At 69.0% G+C, this 5,222-nt stretch carries 7 protein-coding genes; 6 read left to right on the top strand and 1 reads right to left on the bottom strand.

All coding sequences use genetic code 11. The features are described from left to right. Positions 1 to 484, top strand: a 484-nt coding sequence (locus ACXJKH_RS14105) for a DUF4785 family immunoglobulin-like domain-containing protein (RefSeq protein WP_457320159.1), incomplete at its 5' end; no start/stop codon positions are given. 161 nt (positions 485 to 645) lie between these two features. Here the strand turns inward: ACXJKH_RS14105 and ACXJKH_RS14100 are convergent. Next, a complete protein-coding gene (locus ACXJKH_RS14100; RefSeq protein WP_457320161.1) occupies positions 646 to 1,431 on the bottom strand; it encodes an ABC transporter ATP-binding protein in 786 nt (261 codons plus the stop codon). Between the two features lie 194 nt (positions 1,432 to 1,625). Here ACXJKH_RS14100 and ACXJKH_RS14095 point away from each other — a divergent pair, with 194 nt between their 5' ends. The 5 genes from ACXJKH_RS14095 to ACXJKH_RS14075 form a co-directional block, all read left to right on the top strand. Then, the gene (locus tag ACXJKH_RS14095) at positions 1,626 to 2,828 is read left to right on the top strand and encodes a DesA family fatty acid desaturase (protein WP_457320157.1); all 1,203 of its coding nucleotides are present in this window, start codon (positions 1,626 to 1,628) and stop codon (positions 2,826 to 2,828) included. A 45-nt stretch (positions 2,829 to 2,873) separates the two neighbouring features. Then, positions 2,874 to 3,203, top strand: coding sequence for an EF-hand domain-containing protein (locus ACXJKH_RS14090; RefSeq protein ID WP_457320156.1), 330 nt, complete (start codon positions 2,874 to 2,876; stop codon positions 3,201 to 3,203). Positions 3,204 to 3,246: 43 nt separating this feature from the next. After that, a complete protein-coding gene (gene mutM / locus ACXJKH_RS14085) occupies positions 3,247 to 4,059 on the top strand; it encodes a bifunctional DNA-formamidopyrimidine glycosylase/DNA-(apurinic or apyrimidinic site) lyase (protein WP_457320154.1) in 813 nt (270 codons plus the stop codon). 65 nt (positions 4,060 to 4,124) lie between these two features. Beyond that, a complete protein-coding gene (locus ACXJKH_RS14080) occupies positions 4,125 to 4,691 on the top strand; it encodes an ECF-type sigma factor (protein ID WP_256776640.1) in 567 nt (188 codons plus the stop codon). 65 nt (positions 4,692 to 4,756) lie between these two features. Further along, on the top strand, positions 4,757 to 5,222 hold a 466-nt coding region (locus tag ACXJKH_RS14075), incomplete at its 3' end, for a protein kinase (protein ID WP_457320151.1).

The raw sequence follows: 5,222 nt of genomic DNA, 5'->3' as shown, positions 1-5,222 counted from the left end.
CGGCTGGCCGGTGCCGCTGGTGGCCGGCAAGGAGGGCCTGCGCGCGCGCGTGACGATTCCGCAGGACATCGGCCGGGTGCAGGGCTTGTGGGAACTGCAGGCCTTCGTCAGCGCCAACGGGGTGCAACGCGATGCCAAGGTCGCCTTCGCCGTGGCCCAGCCGACCGCGCGCTTCAGTGGTCAGGTCGCAGTGGACAGTGCCCGTCGTGCGGTGACGCTGCCGCTGCAGATCGGTGCACCGGGGCGGTACGAGGCACGCGGCACGCTCTATGCCACCGGGCCGGATGGCCAGTTGCATCCGGTCGCGCAGGCGCACAGTGCGGCGTGGTTCGACAAGGCCGGCAATGCCGAGCTGCAGTTGCCGTTCGCCAGCGTCGCACTGCCACGCGGGTATGCGGCACCGTTCGAACTGCGTGACCTGCAGTTGCAGGACCAGGGGCGGATGGCGCCGATCGAATCGCGCGCGGTGGCGGTGAAGTTCTAGGGAAGGCGGGAAACGGAGGCGATTGCCTCCGTTTCCCCTGGCAGAGCCACGCCATGCGTGGCTGCCTTGCGTCCAGCGCCCGTGCACCTGCCAGCCACGCATGGCGCGGCTCTATCGTTCGGGGTCCGTGCACCTTGCCAGCCACGCATGACTACGGGCGTTTATCCGGCAAAGGCGCTCAGCCTCCCCTCGTGTTCGATCACCTGGATTGGTCCGCCGAACACCTCCGATAGCGGCGCGTCGCGCAGCAGGTCGTGCCGGCTGCCGTCGGCGAGGATCCTGCCGCCGCGCAACAGCACCACGCGCTCGATCTCGGGGATGATCTCTTCGATGTGATGGGTCACCAGCACCAGGGTGATGCCTTCGGCGGCCAGCCTGCGCAGGGTGGCGATCAGGTGCTGGCGGGCGATCAGGTCCAGCCCGGTCGACGGCTCGTCCAGCAGCAGCGCCTGCGGCCGGTTGACCAGCGCACGGGCAATCAGCACGCGCCGGGTTTCACCGGCCGACAGTTCGGCATAGCCGCGCTGCAGCAGCGGCAGCGCGCCGGTCAGCGTCAGGGTTTCACGCACCCGCTCGCGCATGGCGTCGGTGACTTCCCGGAAGGCGGGCACCACGAAACTGGCGAAGAACCCCGACAGCACCGCGTCTTCCACGGTCAGTCCGGGCATGTCGGCCAGGTTGCTGCTGAGGTCGCCAGTGACGATGCCCAGCTGCGAGCGCAGGCGGTCCACCTGCCAGCGGTTCTGCCCGAGCACGCGCACCGCCACGCTGCCGTCGGCATGCGCCAGCGGGTACAGCTCGCGGGTGATCAGCTTGATGAAGGACGACTTGCCACAGCCGTTGGGGCCCAGCAGCGCGGTGTGCTGGCCCTGGGCGATGCGCAGGCTGAGGTCGTGCAGGACCCGGACCTGGCCACGGATCACACAGGCGCGGTCCAGCTCGATCAGGGGGGCGTTGGCGGCGACGGGCGCCGTGGAGGCTGCGACTGTCATGAATGCGGGGGCATGCTCACGAAGAGGGGAAACAACTGAATGACTGCGCAAAAATCGCATCAGATGGATGAAGTTTGCAACGTCAGGCCCCATCATGTTCGAAGGTGTACCCGTTTCCTTGCTGGCCGCCCGCGGCCCGGAGTCCTGCGATGCTCGATACGCTCCTCAACTTCCTGACCGGCGGTATCGTCGGCCTCGGCTGGTGGGGGATGGCGCTGGTGCTGCTGGTGTTCACCCAGCTGACCATCTTCGCCGTCACCCTGTACCTGCATCGCAGCCAGGCGCACCGTGGCGTGGATTTCCACCCGCTCATCGCCCACTTCTTCCGCTTCTGGACCTGGCTCACCACCTCCATGATCACCAAGGAGTGGGTGGCGATCCATCGCAAGCACCACGCCAAGGTGGAAACCGACGAAGACCCGCACAGCCCGGTCACCAAGGGCATCGGCATGGTGTTCTGGCGCGGCGTGGAGCTGTACCGCGAAGCTCGCGCGATGCGTGCGGACATCGAGCAGTACGGCCGTGGCGCCCCGGACGACTGGATCGAGCGTCACCTGTACACCCCGCACGCCAACCTCGGCCCGGTCGCGTTGCTGGCCATCAACAGCCTGTTGTTCGGCCTGCCCGGCGTGGCCCTGTGGGCGATCCAGATGGCGTGGATCCCGTTCTGGGCCGCCGGCGTGGTCAACGGCCTCGGCCACTGGTGGGGCTACCGCAACTTCGAATCGGCCGATACCTCGACCAACCTGACCCCGTGGGCGTTCTGGATCGGCGGCGAAGAGCTGCACAACAACCACCATGCCTTCCCGAGCTCGGCGCGTTTCTCCATGCGCCGCTGGGAGTTCGACATCGGCTGGGCGGCCATCCGCGGCCTGCAGGCGCTGCGCCTGGCCAAGGTGCTGCGCGTGGCACCGTCCATGGACGTGCGCCCGAACATCACCGTGCCCGACGCTGAAACCCTCAAGGCCCTGTTGTCGCACCGCTTCCAGGCGATGACCGACTACCAGCGCAACGTGTTCGTCCCGGCCCTGCGCGAAGAGGCGTCGATGGCCGGCGCCAAGCTGCGCAAGCTGCTGCCGCGCCGCATGCGCCGTGGCCTGGTCAACGATGGCCGCTGGCTCAAGCCCGATTGCCGCGCCCAGCTCAGCACCTGGGTGGAACAGCGCCCGCGCATCCGCGTGCTGGTCGAGCACCGCGCGCGCCTGGCGGCCCTGCTGGAAGCGCGCGGCAACGACGCCGCCGAACGCCTCAAGCTGCTGCAGGCCTGGTGCCACGAAGCCGAGGCAAGCGGCATCGCCGCGCTGCAGGCCTATGCCGCACGCCTGAAGGGCTATGCACTGACGGCGCACTGACCGGTGCGCCGGTCTGCACCCGATGCCTGTGAAAAACGCCGCCGCGTGCGGCGTTTTTCCTGCCTCGCCCTGCTGCTCGCCGCCACCGGTGTGCAGGCGCAGGTCGCCGATACCGGCAGCTACCTGCAGCGCATGGATACCGACGGTGATGGCCGCGTCAGCGTCGAGGAATACGTGCAGTGGATGATGTATGCCTTCCAGCGCATGGACCGCAACGGCGATGGMGTGCTCAGCGCCGATGAACTGCCCGGCGGCAAGGGTCCCTCGATCACCCGCGAACAGCAGCGGCAGACCCTGATCCAGCGGTTCCATAAGCAGGATGCCAATGGCGACGGGTATCTGAGTGCCAAGGAACTGGCCGCGCCGCCGCGTTGATTGCCGCGCGCCCAGTCTGTCGCCGGCTCGCTAGAATCTCCCCATGCCCGAACTCCCCGAAGTAGAAACCACCCGCCGAGGTCTGGCCCCGCACCTGGAAGGCCGCCGCGTGCACGGCGTGATCCTGCGCCGCCCCGACCTGCGCTGGCCGATTCCCGATGAGATCGGCGCCCTGCTCCCCGGCCAGGCGATCGAAGGCGTGCGCCGCCGCGCCAAGTACCTGCTGCTCGATACCGCCATCGGCAGCGCCCTGCTGCACCTGGGCATGTCCGGTAGCCTGCGCGTGCTGCCCGGTGATACCCCCGTGCGTGCGCACGACCACGTCGACATCAGCCTGGACAACGGCCGCCTGCTGCGCTTCAACGACCCGCGCCGGTTCGGCAGCCTGTTGTGGCAACCGGCCGGGGAAACCCACGCACTGCTGGCCGGGCTGGGCCCGGAGCCGCTGGAGGAGGCCTTCAACGGCGATTACCTCTTCCAGCGCAGTCGGGGCCGCAAGGCGCCGGTGAAGACCTTCCTGATGGACCAGGGCATCGTGGTCGGGGTGGGCAACATCTACGCTGCCGAAAGCCTGTTCATGGCCGGAATCAACCCGCTGCGCGAGGCCGGGAAGATCTCCCGCGAGCGCTACCAGCGCCTGGCCGATGCAGTGAAGCAGATCCTGGCCTACGCCATCACCCGCGGCGGTACCACCCTGCGCGACTTCATCAATCCGGACGGGGCGCCGGGTTACTTCGAGCAGGAGCTGCTGGTCTACGGCCGTGAAGGCGAGCCCTGCCGCCAGTGCGGCCGGCTGCTGCGGCACGCCACCATCGGCCAGCGCGCCAGCGTCTGGTGCAGCCACTGCCAGCGTTGAACCCTCGCATGCCTGTCGCCTTGGCGGGGGTATAGTCCGGCCAACGTCACCGGCGGGGGTGTGCGATGGACGAGGGCCCGGATATCACCGTATGGCTGGATTCAGCCCGTGCGGGCGACCGCGCTGCGCTGGACCGGGTGCTGACCCTGCTCTACCAGGAGCTGCACAGCATGGCCCGGCGCCAGCTGGCCGGGCAGCAGGGGCGCACCCTGGATGCGACCTCGCTGGTCCACGAGTCCTACCTGAAACTGCTCGGCGCGCGCGGTACCGCCCGCTTCGAAGATCGCGCGCACTTCTTCGCCTACGCCGCCTCGGCGATGCGCAGCGTGGTGGTGGACTACGCGCGCAACCGGCTGGCGCGCAAGCGCGGCGGCGACCTCAAGCGGGTGGCGGAAATACCGGAAAACAGCAGCAGCGGCGTGCGCATGGACGAGGACCTGCTGGCACTGGACGTGGCACTGGCGCGGCTGCAGGCGGTGGATGGGCACCTGGCCAAGGTGGTGGAACTGCGTTATTTCGCCGGGCTGTCCGAGCAGGAAATCGCCGACCTCTGCCAGCGCTCCGAACGCAGCATCCGCCGCGACTGGCAGAAGGCCCGCATGTTCCTGCTGGCATCGGTGCGCGAAGACTGATCGAGGGGGCATGACGGCCCTGCGTGGCGGCGCGGGCGGCGGTACATCGTTCGGGGGGTGGATCGATGGAAGCGGTGCGCTGGCGGCAGCTGTCGACGCTGCTGGACCAATTGCTGGAACTGCCCCCGGCCCAGCGCGAGCTGCGCCTGGCCCAGCTGCGCGCGGCCGATCCGACCTTGGCCGGGGACGTGGAACGCTTGCTGGCGCACGAACGCGACAGCCATGAGTTCATGGCCCAGCCGCTGTGGACGGCCGCGCCGGAAGACAGCCGCGCCGGCACCCTGGTTGGCCCTTACCGGCTGCTGCGGCCGCTGGGCGAGGGCGGCATGGGCGAGGTCTGGCTGGCCGAGCGTGCCGACGGTTTGTACCAGCGCCGCGTCGCGTTGAAGCTGCTGCGAAGYGGCTACGCCGACTCCGGCCTGCGCCAGCGCTTCGCCCGCGAGCGCGAGATCCTGGCCCGCCTGCAGCACCCCCACCTGGCCGAACTGCTGGACGCCGGCGTGGACCTGCAGGGCCAGCCCTACCTGGCGT

The sequence above is a fragment of the Stenotrophomonas sp. P5_B8 genome, from assembly GCF_054049855.1.
The sequence above is the reverse complement of the archived record's forward strand: the minus strand, read 5'-3'. Positions and strand labels throughout refer to the sequence as shown.